The sequence below is a fragment of the Streptomyces sp. NPDC001851 genome (assembly GCF_040297165.1).
In the GTDB taxonomy this organism is placed as follows: Bacteria; Actinomycetota; Actinomycetes; order Streptomycetales; family Streptomycetaceae; genus Streptomyces.
The window spans coordinates 139992-154912 of record NZ_JBEOYR010000003.1 but is presented as its reverse complement, the minus strand read 5'-3'; the positions used below and the strand labels follow the sequence as shown (position 1 = coordinate 154912).

Annotated in this window: 11 protein-coding genes; 10 read left to right on the top strand and 1 reads right to left on the bottom strand. The window is 70.9% G+C overall.

Annotation, left to right across the window (positions count from 1 at the left end; all coding sequences use genetic code 11):
- The first annotated feature begins 523 nt into the window (after positions 1-523).
- From ABT171_RS05695 to ABT171_RS05650, 10 genes are all read left to right on the top strand, one after another.
- Positions 524-4297, top strand: coding sequence for a sensor histidine kinase (locus ABT171_RS05695; protein WP_351240162.1), 3774 nt, complete (start codon positions 524-526; stop codon positions 4295-4297).
- Between the two features lie 9 nt (positions 4298-4306).
- A complete protein-coding gene (locus ABT171_RS05690) occupies positions 4307-4720 on the top strand; it encodes a roadblock/LC7 domain-containing protein (RefSeq protein WP_023546525.1) in 414 nt (137 codons plus the stop codon).
- Between the two features lie 111 nt (positions 4721-4831).
- Positions 4832-5230, top strand: a complete 399-nt coding sequence (locus ABT171_RS05685) for a DUF742 domain-containing protein (protein WP_009190816.1) — start codon at positions 4832-4834, stop codon at positions 5228-5230.
- Positions 5211-5786, top strand: coding sequence for a GTP-binding protein (locus ABT171_RS05680; protein WP_351240160.1), 576 nt, complete (start codon positions 5211-5213; stop codon positions 5784-5786). Before ABT171_RS05685 ends, ABT171_RS05680 begins: the two co-directional genes overlap by 20 nt.
- A gap of 393 nt (positions 5787-6179) precedes the next feature.
- On the top strand, positions 6180-9398 hold the full coding sequence (locus ABT171_RS05675; RefSeq protein WP_351240158.1) for a sensor histidine kinase: 3219 nt from the start codon (positions 6180-6182) through the stop codon (positions 9396-9398).
- A 10-nt stretch (positions 9399-9408) separates the two neighbouring features.
- A complete protein-coding gene (locus ABT171_RS05670; RefSeq protein WP_004983065.1) occupies positions 9409-9822 on the top strand; it encodes a roadblock/LC7 domain-containing protein in 414 nt (137 codons plus the stop codon).
- A 97-nt stretch (positions 9823-9919) separates the two neighbouring features.
- The gene (locus ABT171_RS05665; RefSeq protein WP_351240156.1) at positions 9920-10495 is read left to right on the top strand and encodes a DUF742 domain-containing protein; all 576 of its coding nucleotides are present in this window, start codon (positions 9920-9922) and stop codon (positions 10493-10495) included.
- Positions 10476-11057, top strand: coding sequence for a GTP-binding protein (locus ABT171_RS05660; protein ID WP_026248371.1), 582 nt, complete (start codon positions 10476-10478; stop codon positions 11055-11057). The genes ABT171_RS05665 and ABT171_RS05660 overlap by 20 nt, the downstream gene beginning before the upstream one ends.
- 81 nt (positions 11058-11138) lie before the next feature.
- Entirely contained in the window at positions 11139-11525 is a 387-nt protein-coding gene (locus ABT171_RS05655; protein WP_351240154.1) for a hypothetical protein, read from the top strand.
- Positions 11526-11561: 36 nt separating this feature from the next.
- Positions 11562-14648, top strand: coding sequence for an NACHT domain-containing protein (locus ABT171_RS05650; RefSeq protein ID WP_351240152.1), 3087 nt, complete (start codon positions 11562-11564; stop codon positions 14646-14648).
- A 60-nt stretch (positions 14649-14708) separates the two neighbouring features.
- Here the strand turns inward: ABT171_RS05650 and ABT171_RS05645 are convergent, their stop codons facing one another.
- A complete protein-coding gene (locus tag ABT171_RS05645) occupies positions 14709-14903 on the bottom strand; it encodes an acyl-CoA carboxylase subunit epsilon (RefSeq protein WP_351240150.1) in 195 nt (64 codons plus the stop codon).
- Positions 14904-14921 lie beyond the last annotated feature (18 nt).

The following is a 14921-nucleotide window of genomic DNA, read 5'->3' as shown; positions in this document are numbered from 1 at the left end:
CTTGTAAAGCGTCAGGCTAAACATCCGATTCCCCGCCGACGGCGCCAACTGCCCACGACGGACATGTGAGTTTGCTCACGGACTCACTGACAAACCGGTCAAATCCGACCCTCAATGCGCCCTAGCGAAACGGACATTGACCCCCTGAAGCCACCATTCCGCTCCTGATCATGGCGACTGGGACACCCGGCACCGAGCGGCGACTCGCTGAAAAACGCCCGTTTTGGGCTGGATCACCCTCCACGACTGGTAACTCGGCACTCACAGCCCGTCACGTAGGTCACAGCTCGGGACACGCACCTTGTTGGAGATCCGGCACTGTGCTGGAATTCCACGGACCGCCGCGGGGATCGAACCGGCGCACCGGGCGCGACGCAGCGCCGAGCGGCGGCGAGATCAGGGGGGAGCCAGCGCCGGTCACTCAAGACCACCCGGAGTGCGTTTTCAGGGCGCTCTCCACAACGCCGACACCGTGTCCCTCCGTTCCAGCGGAGGGGTGCCTGGTCCAGAGGTTGCGACGCTAGTGCAGGGACGTTTCAAGAGGGATGGCAGCGCTTCGGCGGAGCCGGAGTCGCACGACGGGACTGGCCCCATGAAGGGCAGCTCCTCGCCCCAGCACGCCCAGAACCCGGGCCAGGCCCCGTCCGGGAACGGCGGCGAGCGCAGCGGACGCCCCGGCGCGTCGGCCTCGTCGGCCACTACGGGCGGTACCGGCTCCGGTGCCGCCCCCGCACCGGCCGTGAAGCCCCCGAAGGGCCCCACCGGCCCCGGCTCACGCATGGCCCTGCGCAACTGGCGCATCTCCACCCGTCTGGTGTCGCTGCTGGCGCTTCCCGTCATCGCGGCCACCTCGCTGGGCGCGCTGCGCATCAGCGACAACATGGACGACATCCAGCAGCTGGACAACATGAAGCTGCTGACGGACATGACCAAGCAGGCCACCGAGCTGGCCATGGCGCTCCAGGACGAGCGCGACCAGTCCGCCGGTCCGCTGGCGCACGGCCTGTCGCAGAGCGACTACACGGTCAAGGGCTACGAGGAGAAGACCGACCGGGCCCGCGAGAACTTCCTCAACGCCTCCGAGCAGATCGACGCGGCCAGCAAGGACGGCAACCTCCAGGGCGTCCGCGACGCGCTCGTCGGCCTCGCCAACCAGCTGGACGACCTGGCCAAGATCCGCAAGACGGCCTACCGGTCGCAGGGCAACTCGACGCAGACGATCGAGTCCTACCACCGGCTGATCACCCAGCTGATCAGCCTGTCCCAGGACATGGCCGAGGCGTCCAGCAACCCGGAGATGATCTCGCGCACCCGCGCCCTGGCGGCCTTCTCCACCGCCAAGGAGTACGCCTCCGTACAGCGCGCCACGATCGCCGCGGCGCTGCCCGCGACCACGGACAAGAAGGGCGACCTCTCCGAGAACGACCGCCTGTACGGCCAGTCGGCGTACCAGAGCGAGAACTCGGAAATCGCGATCTTCCGGAAGATCTACGCCAACAACAACGCCGAGGAACTCCTCAAGCCGATCGACGAGGGCAACCCGACGATCGAGTCCGCGGACACCTACGCCAAGCGCGTCTTCGACTCCCCCAACGGCATCCAGACCCTGAACAGCCGTTCCTACAAGGACTGGGTGGACGACAGCTCGACCAAGATCGAGCAGATGAAGAAGATCGAGCACACGCTGCTTGAGGAGATGGAGCAGAAGGCCCGCGAGCTGAAGAGCGCCACCCAGCGTGACGCCATCATCTCCGGTGCGCTGATCCTCATCGTGCTCGGTGTGTCACTGGTCGGCGCCTTCGTCGTGGCCCGCTCCATGATCCGCTCGCTGCGCCGTCTGCAGGAGACCGCCACCAAGGTCGCCCAGGACCGCCTGCCCGAGCTGGTCAAGCAGCTGTCGGAGTCCGACCCGCAGGACGTCGACACGTCCGTGGAGTCGGTCGGTGTGCACTCCCGGGACGAGATCGGCCAGGTGGCCGCGGCCTTCGACGACGTGCACCGCGAGGCGGTCCGCCTCGCCGCCGAGCAGGCCCTGCTGCGGGGCAACGTCAACGCGATGTTCACCAACCTCTCGCGCCGCTCCCAGGGTCTGATCCAGCGCCAGCTGTCGCTGATCTCCGAACTGGAGTCCCGCGAGGCCGACCCGGACCAGCTCTCCTCGCTGTTCAAGCTGGACCACCTCGCCACGCGTATGCGCCGTAACGGTGAGAACCTCCTCGTTCTCGCGGGTGAAGAGCCCGGCCGCCGCTGGACCCGCCCGGTCCCGCTGGTCGACGTGCTCCGCGCCGCCGCGTCCGAGGTGGAGCAGTACGAGCGCATCGAGCTGGCCGCCGTCCCGACCACCGAGGTCGCCGGCCGGGTCGTCAACGACCTCGTGCACCTGCTCGCCGAGCTGCTGGAGAACGCCACCTCGTTCTCCTCGCCGCAGACCAAGGTCAAGGTCACCGGTCACGCGCTGCCCGACGGCCGCGTCCTGATCGAGATCCACGACACCGGTATCGGCCTCTCCCCCGAGGACCTCGCGGCGATCAACGAGCGGCTCGCCTCGCCGCCCACCGTGGACGTCTCCGTCTCCCGCCGCATGGGTCTGTTCGTGGTCGGCCGGCTGTCGCAGCGGCACGGCATCCGCATCCAGCTCCGCCCGTCCGACTCCGGTGGTACGACCGCGCTGGTCATGCTGCCCGTGGATGTCGCCCAGGGCGGCAAGAAGCCCGCTCCGGGCAAGCCGGGCGCGCCCGGTGTGTCCGGTGGTCCCGCCGCCGCGCAGGCCGCCGCCGGTGCGGCCGCGGCGCGTCGCGCGAACGCCGGCAACGGCCAGGGCGGTGCCCTCGGCGGCGGCCCGGCCGGTGGCGGTCTGCTCGGTGGCGGTCCCGGCCCGCGCGGCCAGGTCGGCGCCGGCCAGGGGCCCCGGGCCGCGCTGCCCGGCACGGGCCAGGGCGGCCGTCCCGGTGCGCGTGGCCCCCAGGGCGGTCCCGGTGGTCCCCAGCAGGGCCGGCCGGCGCCCGCGGGTGCCGGTGCGGGCGGCTTCGGCGGTCAGGCGCCCGGCGCTCCGCAGGGTCTGCAGACCGCGAACCCGGGTGGCCCGCAGCAGGACGCCTTCGGCGGCCGTGGCCCGCAGCGGCCCGGTGCCGCCTCCGACCAGGGCCGCCAGCCCCAGCTGCCGCCGCGCGGCGGCCCGCGGGCCGCGCTGCCCGGCGGTGACCAGCAGCAGCGCACCCCGGAGTGGGGCGATGCCCAGGCTCCGTCGCGTGCCTCGCTGGACGCGCCGCGCGGTCACGACGAGCAGAACCCGGCGCACACCGCGCACCTGCCGCGCGTCGACGACCGGCAGGGCCCGGGCTCGACCGCGGAGATGCCCCGGATCGACGCGCAGGGCCCGGCCGCGACGGGCGAGTTCGCGCGCCCGGAGCTGAACGGCCTGGGCGGCCCCCAGCACACGGGCCAGTTCGCGCGCCCCGACAACCCGCAGCAGACGGGCCAGTTCGCCCGGCCCGACTCCCCCGAGCTGACCGGGCGGTTCGACGGTGCCGGTGACCGGCAGGGCACCGATCCGTACGTCCGCTCCGACGTCTTCGGCACACCGGCGCCGCGGCAGGACGACACCGCGCAGAACGCCGGTCAGAACCCGGGTCAGAACACCGGCCAGTTCGCGGCTCCGCAGGGCTTCGACGGCGGCTACGACGGCAGTTCCACCGGCCGGCACGCGCTGCCCGCCCGCCAGAACCCGGCGCACACGGGCCAGTTCGAGCGCCCGCAGCCGGCCGGCCGGGACGACTTCGGCGCCCCGCGCCAGCCGGCCCCGCAGCAGCGTCCGGTCCAGCGTGAGCCGGAGGCTCTGCCGCCGGCCGCCGGCCCGGGTGACGGCCGTACCCCGCTGTACGACACGCTGGAGACCAACTGGTTCCACGGCGGTCCGCAGGCGGAGGGCGCGTCCGCGCCGCAGCAGCCGCAGGCACCCGCCCCGGCTCCGCAGCGCCCGGCGAACGGCAACGGCCCCGCCACCGGTTCCTGGCGCACCTCGCCGAACGACGAACTCGTCCGGCAGGCCGAGCGCGTCCGGCAGCCCGCGGCGGGCGGGGTCACCACCTCCGGCCTGCCGCGCCGGGTGCCCCGGGCCAACCTGGTCCCGGGCACCGCCCAGCAGCAACAGCACCAAGCCGGTCCGCAGGTCTCGCGTGCGCCTGACGACGTACGCGGACGGCTGACCAATCTCCGTCGGGGCATCGCTCAGGGCCGTCAGGCCGGCAGCGGCCAGACCGGCAGCTACCCGAGCCCCACTCACCAGCAGGAGCGTTAGTTGAGTCCGATGAGCCAGGCGGCACAGAACCTGAACTGGTTGATCACCAACTTCGTGGACAACACCCCCGGGGTGTCGCACACGGTGGTGGTCTCCGCCGACGGCCTTCTGCTGGCGATGTCCGAAGGGTTCCCGCGAGACCGCGCCGACCAGCTGGCGGCCGTCGCGTCCGGGCTGACCTCTCTCACGGCCGGGGCATCCCGGATCTTCGAGGGCGGCACCGTGGCACAGACGGTCGTCGAGATGGAACGCGGGTTCCTCTTCCTGATGTCCGTATCGGACGGGTCGTCCCTCGCGGTCCTGGCCCACCCCGAGTGCGACATCGGTCTCGTCGGCTACGAGATGGCACTGCTCGTCGACCGCGCAGGGGCGGTACTCACCCCGGACCTGCGCGCCGAACTCCAGGGCAGTCTGCTCCACTGACCGCCCCCGGCACCACCCACCTCACGAAAACACCGTCCGGCCGCCACAATCCCCCCACCGGCCCCGTCAGACGGCTTGACTGACCGACTTGCTGTCCTGCCCGGAGGATTCATGACCCCGCCCACCGCCCATCACGATCCGTATGCGGAACCGTACGGGGACGAGGGCGACCAGCCGCTGGTCCGTCCGTACGCGATGACCGGCGGCCGGACCAGGCCGCGCTATCAGCTCGCGATAGAGGCACTGATCAGTACGACGGCGGACCCGGCTGCGCTCATGGGACTGCTCCCCGAGCACCAGCGGATCTGCCACCTGTGCCGTGAGGTCAAGTCGGTCGCGGAGGTCTCCGCGCTGCTGGCCATGCCGCTCGGAGTGGCCCGGATCCTCGTCGCCGACCTCGCCGAGGCCGGCCTGGTCGCCATCCACCAGCCGGGTGGCGACGAGAACAACGGCGGCGCACCGGATGTGACGCTGCTCGAAAGGGTGCTCAGTGGACTTCGCAAGCTCTGACACGGGCCGGGCCACCACCTCCGCGAAGATCGTGGTGGCGGGTGGCTTCGGCGTGGGCAAGACCACGTTCGTCGGCGCCGTCTCGGAGATCAACCCGCTGCGCACGGAGGCCGTGATGACGTCCGCGTCGGCGGGCATCGACGACCTCACCCACACCGGGGACAAGACGACCACCACGGTCGCCATGGACTTCGGCCGCATCACCCTGGACCAGGACCTGATCCTGTACCTCTTCGGTACGCCGGGCCAGGACCGCTTCTGGTTCATGTGGGACGACCTGGTGCGCGGTGCGATCGGCGCGGTGGTGCTCGTGGACACCCGGCGCCTGGCCGACTGCTTCCCCGCGGTCGACTACTTCGAGAACTCGGGCCTGCCGTTCGTCGTAGCGCTCAACGGCTTCGACGGCCAGCAGCCCTACGCGCCCGAGGAAGTACGGGAAGCGCTGCAGATAGGACCGGACACCCCGATCATCACGACCGACGCCCGGCACCGCGCCGACGCCAAGAGTGCGCTGATCACGCTGGTGGAGCACGCCCTGATGGCACGCCTCAAGTAGCACAGGCGTACGTACTCAAGTGAGACGGCGAATACGGCAGTTGCGGTAAGCGGTACGGAGCCGACTGTGGCCTTAGCCACGGTCGGCTCCGACGTTCATAACAGTTCGGCAGAGGAATCACCCGGCATCACCACGCGACGCGGTCGCGCAGTGCCGCTGCGCGCACAAACGCCCCGCCTTTTGGCGGGGCTCGCTCTTTATGACCGTTTTATCTGGGGCTTACAAGACGGGCGCCGCAAGGTTTCCACTGTTTGGAAGAGCGCTGGTCCACGTGCTGGAATGCCTGAACTGCCCAATAGTCAAAGACGTACCTACCAAGGGGTCGATGACGAACCGGGCTCTGAGAGACTGCGGCACGACGTAGGTGCCGACCGCCGAGAGGTTGTTGGTCGAGTGAGGCGAAGCAAGAACGGTCCCGAGCCGTCGGCACGGGGCAACTTCACCCCGCCGCCGCGCGCTGCGGCGCCCACCCCTGTGCCCGGCGCGGAACCGACGTCGGCCCCCGCGCCGAGCGGCGGCCGTTTCTCGCCGCGCAACTGGCGGGTGCCGACCAGGCTGAACGCGATCCTGCTGATACCCGTGGCGGTCGGCCTCGTCATGGGCGGCTTCCAGGTGAAGAGCTCGATCGACACCTGGCAGCAGGCACGCGACGCCGAGAACACCGCCCGCCTGGTGCGAGCCGCCCTCACCTACGCCGACGCCCTCGAGAACGAGCGTGACGTCACCGCGGCGCCCCTGCTGCTGAAGAAGACCGACAGCAAGAGCAAGGCGACCATCGCCGCCGCCCGCAAGACCACGGACGACGCCGCCGACGGCTTCGACCAGGCCGCGCAGAACATGCCGCAGAAGTCGGGCCTGGTGCGCCGGCTGAAGCTGTTCCGCGAGGCCGAGCCCCAGCTCGCGCAGCTGCGCCAGGTCGCGTACACCTCCAAGATGACCGGCGTGCAGACCGAAGAGGGCTACGTCGAGGTCGCCCACCCCCTGATGGAGTTCGCCAACGAGCTCGGTCTGGGCACCGGCAACATCACCTCCTACGGCCGTACCGTCTACGCCATCTCGCTGACCAAGGCGGCGCTGTCGCTGGAGCGGTCGATCGGCACGCATCTGCTGGTCAAGCCCGGCCCGGACGCCCCCAACCTGGCGACCCAGCGGGTCTCCCTGTCCTCGTACGCCTACCTTGAGCGCATCGCCCTGGAGGAGTACAAGGGCGGTGGCACCGAGGCCGACGCGCAGCGGCTGAAGGACGAGCAGACCCAGATCGAGTCGCAGGGCGCCGCGATGGCCGCGTCGGCCAAGCAGCAGAACCCGAACTACGTCCCGCCGCCCTCCGACCCGACCAAGATGGTGGCGCAGCTGGCCACCATGAAGGACACCAGCGCGCTGACCCGCCAGACCCTCGCGGCGGGCGGCATCACCGCCGACAACTGGTACGCGGTCAACACGCTGAAGTACAAGGCGTACCGGCAGATCGAGTCGGACATGGCCGACAAGGCCGTGAACGAGGCCTCCGACATCGCCGACAACGCCAAGACCTCGGCGTTCATCACCGGTGGCGTCGTCGTGGTCGCGCTGCTCGCGGCGTTCATCCTGGCCGGTCTGGTGGCCCGCCAGATGAGCCGCTCGATGCGCCAGCTGCGCAACGCCGCCTTCGGTATCGCCGAGCAGCGGCTGCCGATGCTGGTCGACCAGCTCTCCCGCACCGACCCCGGCCGGGTCGACACCCGGGTCGCCCCGATCCCGATCACCACCAAGGACGAGATCGGCGAGGTCGCCCGCGCCTTCGACCAGGTCCACCGCGAGGCGGTCCGGCTCGCCTCCGAGCAGGCCCTGCTGCGGGGCAACATCAACGCGATCTTCACCAACCTGTCGCGCCGCAACCAGTCGCTGATCGAGGGCCAGCTGACCCTGATCACTGACCTGGAGAACAACGAGGCCGACCCGGACCAGCTGGAGAACCTCTTCAAGCTGGACCACCTGGCCACCCGTATGCGCCGCAACGGCGAGAACCTGCTGGTCCTCGCGGGCGAGGAGCCCGGCCGCCGCTGGGACCAGCCGGTCCCCCTCGTCGACGTGCTGCGCGCCGCCTCCTCCGAGGTGGAGCAGTACGAGCGCATCGAGCTGTCCGGCGTCCCGGAGGCCGAGATCCACGGCCGCGCGGTCACCGACCTCGTGCACCTGCTGGCCGAGCTGCTGGAGAACGCCACCACGTTCTCCTCCCCGCAGACCAAGGTCCGCGTCACCGCGACCCGGCTGCCCGACGGCCGCGTCATGATCGAGATCCACGACAAGGGCATCGGCCTGACCGCCGAGGACTTCGCGGACATCAACCACAAGCTGGCCAACCCGCCGACCGTGGACGCCGCGATCTCCCAGCGCATGGGCCTGTTCGTGGTCGGCCGGCTGTCCGACCGGCACGGCATCCGCGTCCAGCTGCGCCCCTCGGGCGAGCAGGCCGGTACGACCTCCCTGGTCATGCTGCCGGACGCGATCACGCACGGCGGTGGCGGCGAAACACCGCTGGACCGCGAGGAGTTCACGGTCTCGCAGATCATCCCGGAGCAGCAGTTCCAGGGCGAGAACTTCCACCAGCAGCAGCCGCTGCGCACCGCCGCCGAACTGGGCTTCGACGACAGCCGGTACACGGAGGTCCCCGACGACATCCGTGAGCTGGACCCCGTCGGCCGCTCCCTGATGCGCGAGGAGCGCCGGGCGGCCCTGGAGGCCCAGACGCACGGCCAGCAGGCCGCCGAGCCGCAGACGGAGGCCGCCGAGGCCCCCCGGTACGAGGACCCGCTCTTCGACGGGCGGCAGGCCTACCAGGAGCAGCCGCAGCAGGCGTACCAGGAGCAGACGTACCAGGAGCAGCCGCAGCAGGCGTACCAGGAGCAGACGTACGCCGAGCCGCAGCAGGCCTCGTTCCAGGAGCAGTCGTACGACAAGCCGTACGAGGAGCAGTACTACGCGCCCAACGGCGGCTACCCGGACCCCGCGTACGAGGAGCCGGCGCAGGCCCCGTCCTACCAGGACGACTGGCCTCAGCAGCCGCAGCAGCCGCAGCACGGCTACCGGAACGGGTATCCGGACCAGTACGCTCCGGAAGCGGAGTCCGCGCAGGCCGCTGACGCGAGTGAGCGGAACCGCGTAGGCTTCGACCGTCCGGGACCGGGCTCTCCCGCCGCCCACGAGCTGACCGACGCCGGGCTGCCCCGCCGCGGATCCGTCGCGAGCGGCTCCAACGGCTCGGGTGCCGCGAACGGCACGGCGCGCGCGCAGCAGGAAGCCAAGGCACCGGACAACACACCGGGAGCGGGCGGCGACGACAGCTGGCGTTCGGCCAACGACGAGCGCTGGCAGCAGGCGGCGCAGCTCCGGAAGCCCAAGGCAGGCGGGGTCACCGCCTCGGGCCTGCCGCGGCGGGTACCCAAGGCCAACCTGGTCCAGGGTTCCGCCGAAACCACCCCCCAGGGGGGCCCACAGGTCTCCCGCGCCCCGGAGGACGTCCGGGGCAGGCTGAGCAACCTGCGTCGAGGCGTCCAGCGCGGACGCAGCGCAGGCAGTGAAACGAACGGCCAGGGCTTCGGTCCTGACAGCACCTACAACCAGGAGCGTTAGTGTGAGCCCGATGAGCCAGGCGGCACAGAACCTGAACTGGTTGATCACCAACTTCGTGGACAACACCCCGGGGGTGTCCCACACGGTGGTGGTCTCCGCCGACGGACTCCTTCTGGCGATGTCCGAAGGCTTCCCCCGCGACCGCGCCGACCAGCTCGCGGCCGTCGCCTCCGGTCTGACGTCTCTGACGGCAGGCGCCTCCCGCATCTTCGAGGGCGGCAGCGTGAACCAGACGGTTGTGGAGATGGAGCGGGGATTCCTCTTCATCATGTCCATCTCCGACGGTTCGTCGCTCGCCGTGCTGGCCCACCCGGAAGCGGACATCGGCCTCATCGGGTACGAGATGGCCCTTCTGGTGGACCGCGCGGGCACGGTCCTCACCCCGGATCTGCGTGCAGAGCTCCAGGGAAGCCTTCTCAACTAGCAGGCGAACGGTGCGTATACGCGTCCCGGGGCCGTAAGGTTTCGGGACGCGGCTCCACACGGATGGGTGCCCGGCACAGTCGGAGGAGGAGAAGAGAGTGGCAACACCCCCAGGCGGTTCGAATTCGGGCAACTGGTCGTACGGCCCTGCCCAGGGCCGCGGCGACGGTTCCCAGAACCCGAACCGTTACAACTTCCCCTCCGCCCCGGGCCACCGGCAGCCGTACGCTCCGCAGGGCCCCGGCCCCTCGCCGTACGACCAGCCGCCGGCCCCGCGCATCCAGCCGGTGCAACCGCAGCGCCGCCCCGAGCCGGCGCCCGCGACCGCCTCGAACAACCCCTTGGTGCGTCCGTACGCCATGACCGGCGGCCGGACCCGCCCGCGCTACCAGCTCGCCATCGAGGCGCTGGTGCACACCACCGCCGCTCCGCACCAGATGCAGGGCCAGCTGCCCGAGCATCAGCGGATCTGCAACCTCTGCCGAGAGATCAAGTCGGTGGCCGAAATTTCCGCGCTCCTGACGATCCCTCTCGGCGTGGCCAGGATCCTCGTCGCCGACTTGGCGGAGGCGGGCCTGGTCGCCATCCATCAGCCCGGCGGCGACGAGAACGCCGGTGGCCAGCCAGACGTGACACTGCTCGAAAGGGTGCTCAGTGGACTTCGCAAGCTCTAGCGGCGGTCCTTCCCGCTCCACCACCTCCGCGAAGATCGTGGTGGCGGGCGGCTTCGGCGTGGGCAAGACCACGTTCGTCGGCGCCGTCTCGGAGATCAACCCGCTGCGCACAGAGGCCGTGATGACATCCGCGTCGGCGGGCATCGACGACCTCACCCACACCGGGGACAAGACGACCACCACGGTCGCCATGGACTTCGGCCGCATCACCCTGGACCAGGACCTGATCCTGTACCTCTTCGGCACCCCCGGCCAGGACCGCTTCTGGTTCATGTGGGACGACCTGGTGCGCGGTGCGATCGGCGCGATCGTCCTGGTCGACACCCGGCGCCTCGCCGACTGCTTCCCCGCGGTCGACTACTTCGAGAACTCGGGCCTGCCGTTCGTCATCGCCCTCAACGGCTTCGACGGCAACCAGCCGTACAACCCGGACGAGGTCCGCGAGGCCCTGCAGATCGGCCCCGACACCCCGATCATCACGACCGACGCCCGCCACCGCGCGGACGCCAAGTCGGCGCTGATCACCCTGGTCGAGCACGCCCTGATGGCCCGCCTGCGGTAACGCCGCCGCGCGAAGCAACCGACTCCGGCCTCTGTCTCTCTTCGTGGGGGACAGAGGCTTTTGTCGTGTACGGGGATGGTTGTGAGCAAGTTTCTGGCGGGCGCCCTGGTCGCCCTGTTCGGCGCCGTGCCGGCGGCCCTGTTCCTGCTGCTGGTGGTGCTGGCGACGGTGGCCGCCTTTCCGGGGACGATCGAGATCGACGGCCTGGGCGCGGTGTTCTGGGCGGTGCTGCTGGCCCTGCCGTGTGCCGCGCTGGCCTCGGCGGTGCTGTATCCCCTGCGGCTGCTGGGCCTGCGCAACCGGTACCTTCTGGGCTGGCTGTCCATGTTCCTGACGGCCATCCTGGTCATGGCCTGGACACCGGGCCTGCACACCTCCTCGCTGTGGCCTGCGGTGTGCCTGGCGACCCTGGAGCTCCCGCTGGGCTGGTGGCTGCAAAAGCGGGACGGGGCCCGGCGCACCGGGTGACAATGCCCCACATCGTGTTCACGGAGGGGGCGGGCGATGAGCGCTGAGGCGGCCGCGTTACGACTGGGGACGACCGTGGCCAAGGCCGCGGCCCAGGCATGGCTCGGGGGCAGACGGCGGGAGCAGGAACGCCGGACGGACATGGCCGGGCTGATCCGGCTGCGGGTGCCGGGTCTGCGCTTCCAGCGGAGTGTGGAGCGGCAGTTCGGGGAGATCGCGGACGCGGTGTTCGACCGGTTGGCGCCGTTCCTGGAGCGGGAGTTCGGCGGGCTGGACGAGAGCAGCCGGGAAGCCGTGATCGACGGCGTGTGCGACACGTTCGCGGCGGCGGACCTGTCGGACGAGGCGATCCTGACGGCGGACGCGAGGCCGGCGGAGATCGTGCGGCGGGTGACGGGTTCCGTACGGCCGCCGGTGGGCCTCGGCGAGGCGGAGGGCCGGCTGTACGAGGTGCTGTTCGCGGAGTGCGTCGAGTACTACGTGCGGATCGTGCAGGGCCTGCCGGTCTTCGAGGAACGGGCGCTGAGCGAACTGCTGGCGCGTACCACGTCGATGGGCGCGCAGATCGCCCGGGTTCTGGAACGGCTGCCCGACCGGTCGCTGTTCGCGCCGGAGGGCACGGACCGGGACGGGGACTTCCGGCGCCGCTACCTGGAGCTCGTCAGCACCGGGCTGGACGAGGTGGAGCTGTTCCGCCGCACGTCCGACCGGGCGGGGGCACAGGTGCGGCTGTCGGTGGCGTACGTGAGTCTGCGCGCCACGGGGGACGACGGCAGCGGCCGGCGCCCGGCCCGCTCCCTGCCGGTGCTGCGGCCCGACATGAGCGACTGGGAGGAGCCCGGCGACAGCGCGGGCATGCGGGTGGAGGCGGCCCTGGGCGGAGCCACCCGCGTGCTGCTGCGCGGCGAGGCGGGCTCGGGCAAGACGACACTGCTGCGCTGGCTGGCCGTCACGGCCGCGCGCGGCGCGTTCACCGGGGAGCTGGCCGCCTGGAACGGCCTGACGCCGGTCTTCGTGAGGCTGCGGGAGTACAGCGGACGGGCCCTGCCGCTCCCCGAGGCGATGCTGGACTCGGTGGCCGGGCAGATCACCGGTGTCATGCCGAAGGCCTGGGTGGAGCGCCAACTCGCCGACGGCCGGGCGCTCTTGCTGATCGACGGCGTGGACGAGCTGCTGGACGGAGAGCGGCGGGGCGTGCGGGAGTGGCTGCGCGGGCTGCTGGCCGCCTACGGGGACGTGCGCGTGGTGGTCACCTCGCGTCCCGCGGCGGCGCGTGCCGACTGGCTGCGCCGCGAGGAGTTCACGGCCCTGCACCTGGACCGCATGACCCCGCCCGACCTGTCGGCCTTCGTGCGGCAGTGGCACCAGGCGGTACGCGAACTGGGTGCGGAGCTGCCCTGCGCGGTCGAGGAACTGCCGCACTACGAACAGTCGTTGCTGGCCAGCCTGAAGGACCGCCCGCACCTGCAGTCCCTGGCGGGCACACCGTTGCTGGCGGCGATGCTGTGCGCGATGCACCTCACCCGGGGCAGCCGGCTGCCCCGGGACCGGATGGAGCTGTACCGCAACGCCCTGCACACCCTGGTCCACGAACGGGACGCCGACCGGAACGTGCCGAGCGCCGTGGACGGCCGGCTGAGCCTGGGCGACAAGCTGGTACTGCTGCGGGACCTGGCGTGGCGGCTGTCCGACAACAACCGCACCGAGATCGCGCTGGAGCAGGCGGCGGTGCACGTCGGCAGGAAGCTCACGGCGATGCGGCACCTGGACGAGCACGACGGCGCCAAGGTGCTGGAACAGCTCCGGGACCGCTCGGGGATCCTGCGCTCCCCCGCCGAGGGCCGCCTGGACTTCGTCCACCGGACCTTCCAGGAGTACCTGGCCGCCGAGGAGGCCACGGAGGAGGACCGCATCGGCAACCTGGTCGAGCGGGCCCACCTGGACCTGTGGCGCGAGACGATCATCATGGCGGCGGGCCATGCGATCCGCCCGCAGCGGGAGGAGCTGCTCGGCGGCATCCTGGACCGGGCGGCGTCCGAACCGCGCTACCGACGGAAGCTGCGGTTGCTGGCGGCGGCGTGCCAGGAGACGGTGCCGGAGGTCTCCGACGGTCTGGCCGGGCGGCTGGAGGACGCGGTGTCGGCGCTGCTGCCGCCGCGCCGCGCAACGGACCCGCCGGCGCTGGCGGCGGTCGGCTCCAGCCTGCTGCGCCGGCTGCCCCGGTCGCTGGAGGAGTTGTCGTCCAAGGCGGCGGTGCAGACGGTGCGGACCGTCGCGCTGATCGGTGGACAGGAGGCGTTGGGGCTGCTTGAGGGGTACACGGACGACCGACGTCGCGATGTGGTCGCCGCGCTGATCGACGCCTGGGCGTATTTCGATGCGGATGCTTACGCCGATCGGGTGATGGGTGGGCTTCCGCTGGGCGAGCACTCGGTGGAACTGACGCACTCGGCCCAGCTGCGGGCGGCGGCACGGCTGACGTCGCTGACCTCGCTGAGGATCATGTTCGGCCTGCACGACCTGTCCGTCCTGGGCGAGCTGTCCCCGCTGCAGGAACTGGGGTGCAACGTGCGCGGCACGGCAGACCTGTCCCTGTTGGTCGGCCACCCGGGACTGGAAAACCTCCAGCTGTTCGGCGATGCGGTGCTCCGACATCCGGAAGCCCTGGCGAATCTGCCTCAGTTGCGCCTGCTCCAGTTGCCGCTCAGCAGTCCGGATGGCATCGAGGGGCTCCCGGTCCCGCCGAACCTTTACTGGCTGGCCTTCTGGGGAGTCACGGGGGCGGCCCGACTGGAGTTCGTGACTCCGTTCACGGGCATCGAATATCTGCACCTGGTGGGGTGGCCGACCAGCCCCCTGCCCGACCTCTCGCCCCTGTCCGCGCTGACCGGTCTGCGCGGTCTCAACCTCTACAACTTCGATGTCCTCGACATCCGTGGGCAGCTGGCCCCGGTCCACTCAAAGCTCATCGATCTCACTCTGCTCGACTGTCTTCTGCCCGACGCGCTCGACGGCCTGCGCGCGTTTGGCCGGCTGAGGCGGCTGGAGCTGGGGGACTGCGCGACTCCCAAAGGCCCCGTCACCGCACCGGACCTACCCGGCGTCACCGTGATCGTCCGCTGAACCACCGCAGCCCCGCCCTCCCGGAAGGGAGCCGCGGGGCTGCGGTGTACGCGCAAGAACTCAGTGCCAGCTGTGCGGTGCCCGGAAGCCCGGCTCGCGCTCCAGGCGGCGCCAGCCGGCCTTGGCGCGGCCTCGGTGGGTCTGGGCGGAAGGCGCCGGCTGGGCCGCCGCACGGGCCAGGAGGACGGCCGTGATGGCGGCCACTTCCTCGGGCTCGGCGTGGCCCTTCTCGACGCGGATGTCAGGAGTGCTCATGGGTGTCAGTCTCCGTGA

What these genes read in the sequence shown, in the direction of transcription:
- ABT171_RS05690 (WP_023546525.1), top strand. Translation starts at nt 4,307, where the DNA reads ATGAGCCAGGCGGCACAGAACCTGAACTGGTTGATCACCAACTTCGTG.
- ABT171_RS05685 (WP_009190816.1), top strand. Translation starts at nt 4,832, where the DNA reads ATGACCCCGCCCACCGCCCATCACGATCCGTATGCGGAACCGTACGGG.
- ABT171_RS05670 (WP_004983065.1), top strand. Translation starts at nt 9,409, where the DNA reads ATGAGCCAGGCGGCACAGAACCTGAACTGGTTGATCACCAACTTCGTG.
- ABT171_RS05650 (WP_351240152.1), top strand. Translation starts at nt 11,562, where the DNA reads ATGAGCGCTGAGGCGGCCGCGTTACGACTGGGGACGACCGTGGCCAAG.
- ABT171_RS05645 (WP_351240150.1), bottom strand. Translation starts at nt 14,903, where the DNA reads ATGAGCACTCCTGACATCCGCGTCGAGAAGGGCCACGCCGAGCCCGAG.